The sequence below is a fragment of the Methylobacterium sp. J-092 genome, assembly GCF_022829325.1.
Taxonomy (GTDB): domain Bacteria; phylum Pseudomonadota; class Alphaproteobacteria; order Rhizobiales; family Beijerinckiaceae; genus Methylobacterium.
This window is the reverse complement of the sequence record NZ_JAKSXU010000101.1, coordinates 1-2,172: the sequence shown is the minus strand read 5'-3', so window position 1 is coordinate 2,172 and position 2,172 is coordinate 1. Positions and strand designations below refer to the sequence as shown.

The following is a 2,172-nucleotide window of genomic DNA, read 5'->3' as shown; positions in this document are numbered from 1 at the left end:
GAGGAGATCGTCGCGAAGCTGCGGCAGGCGGACGTGCTGATCTCACAGGGCCAGAGCGTGGCCGATGCAATCCGCGCGCTCGGTGTGAGTTCGGTGACGTACTACCGGTGGCGACGTGGGTGTGGCGGCCTGAAGTCGGATCAAGTTCGACGGATGAAGAGTCTTGAGGCCGAGAATGCTCGGCTGCGAAAATCCATCGCCGATTTGACGCTGGACAAGCGGATCCGGCAGGCGGCGTCCCGGGGAAACTTCTGAGCCCTGCGCGCCGACGCGCCTGTGTCGAGCACATCATGCGGACGATGACCGTTTCCGAGCGCCGTGCCTGCAGGGCGCTCGGACAGCATCGCTCGACACAGCGCAAGGTACCGCGGGGCCGCGACGACGAAGAGGCGCTGACGGCCGATCTCGTGGCGTCGGCTGAGAAGTATGGACGCTATGGCTACCGCAAGATCAGCGCGCTGCTGAAGGCGGCCGCATGGTTGGTCAACGACAAACGCGTCGATCGCATTTGGCGGCGTGAGGGGCTGAAGGTCCCAGCCAAACAGCCCAAGCGGGGGCGGATCTGGGACAACGACGGCTCCTGCGTCCGTCTTCGCTCGGAACACCGCAATCACGTGTGGTCGTACGATATCGTCGAGGCCTGCACGCACGATGGGCGCAAGATCCGGATGCTCAACGTGGTCGATGAGTTCACACATGAATGCTTAGCGATCCGAGTCGCCCGCAAGCTGAAGGCAACCGACGTCATCGATGTGCTCTCGGATCTGTTCATCCTGCGTGGCGTACCGAGCCATGTCCGTTCGGATAACGGACCGGAGTTCGTTGCGAAGATCGTACAAGCTTGGATCACCGGCGTCGGGGCAAAGACGGCCTACATCACGCCAGGCTCACCGTGGGAGAATGGCTACGTCGAAAGCTTCAACGCACGGCTTCGCGACGAACTCCTCAACGGCGAGATCTTCCACACACTCAGGGAAGCGCAGGTCGTGATCGAAAGCTGGCGACGTCACTACAACGGCGTGCGCCCGCATGCATCGCTGAAATACCAGCCGCCGGCACCGGAGGTGTTCGTGCCAGCCTTCTCCGCTTGGCCGGCTGCGCTCGCCCAACAAGCTCCGCCGGCCAAGCTACCCGTGGCAGAACGGCCAACCGTGCACTAACTTTACCCTTGGACCACCTCGTGGGGGCCGATCAGATGAGGGCACCGAATGTGCCGACCTGCAAGGCGCTGTTCTAGAGGCCAAGAAGCTGCTTCCTGCCATCGCTGCGTACGATGTGCCAAAGGACGGTGAACGTCAAACCATAACGGTGCTGGTAACGGATGAAGATGGGCATGCCGTCTACTCGGCCGCCCTCACCTATGTCGGCACATGGCTGCTGCGGTAGAAGCTGGGCCCGTCGTTGCACCTTCAATTTTGGAGTGACTGCAGCATGGTGCTGTCTCGGTGTGAAAGGATACAATAGGGTCAGCGCGCTAAGTTAGCTTTTGTTACATAAATTGGCAGGAACAGTTGGCCTTATTAGGCGATTGAACTGTATCGTTGGCCGGTTTTAGGCGCTGGCGACTGCGAGCGTTCTGTGCTTCCGCCTATCCTCGCAGAGCGCGCGATGCCTCACTATCACTTCAACGTCCATGACGGCGTCGGCACCCTGGATCGTGAGGGCATGCTCCTCGCGGATATCGGGGCGGCCCGCCGGCAGGCCATGCTGCTAGCCGGGGCCTTGCTCGAAGCAGATTCAGATAGGCAGCGCGATGGCAAGCCGTGGCTGATGGAGGTCACTAACCAGGCCGGTGAAGCGCTGTTTCGCTTAGACCCCGTTTCATAATGGGCAGAACAGCTTAGCTATTGGGTGAGCGGCGAGCATCGCGGGCGTTGGGAGAGTGTCTGACGCTCACCCAGGAACCCCGATGTGGACGCCCGCCGCCCGCGCCGAGCTTGCGCGCGAGAGCCTGCCCTATGCAACCAATCTCAGCGATGCAGAGTGGGCGGTGCTTGCGCCGCTTCTGCCGGCGCCGTCCAGCACAGGCCGCGCATGGCGCCGGCCCCTGCGCGCGGTCTTCGACGGCATCCGGTACGTCCTGCGGACAGGATGCGCGTGGCGGCATCTGCCGCTGGACTGCCCGCCGGGGGTCACGGTGCATCGCTGTTTCCTGGGGCTCTCCGCGCCAGG

The 2,172-nt window shown here is 62.6% G+C and carries 4 protein-coding genes; all 4 read left to right on the top strand.

Annotated features, from left to right (window positions below; translation table 11 throughout):
• A protein-coding gene (locus MKK60_RS11425; RefSeq protein WP_243985846.1) for an IS3 family transposase occupies window positions 1-1,160 on the top strand; the annotation gives its coding sequence in 2 pieces (ribosomal slippage) (window positions 1-241 and window positions 241-1,160; 1,161 coding nt annotated over the 2 pieces). This gene is flagged as partial in the annotation.
• Complete coding sequence (locus MKK60_RS28675) at window positions 1,096-1,386, top strand: DUF6894 family protein (RefSeq protein WP_409567390.1); 291 nt, start codon at window positions 1,096-1,098, stop codon at window positions 1,384-1,386. The genes MKK60_RS11425 and MKK60_RS28675, both read left to right, overlap by 65 nt.
• Window positions 1,387-1,608: 222 nt before the next feature.
• Window positions 1,609-1,827, top strand: coding sequence for a DUF6894 family protein (locus tag MKK60_RS11420; RefSeq protein ID WP_243985844.1), 219 nt, complete (start codon window positions 1,609-1,611; stop codon window positions 1,825-1,827).
• A gap of 82 nt (window positions 1,828-1,909) precedes the next feature.
• Window positions 1,910-2,172, top strand: a 263-nt coding sequence (locus MKK60_RS11415) for a transposase (protein WP_243985842.1), incomplete at its 3' end; no start/stop codon positions are given.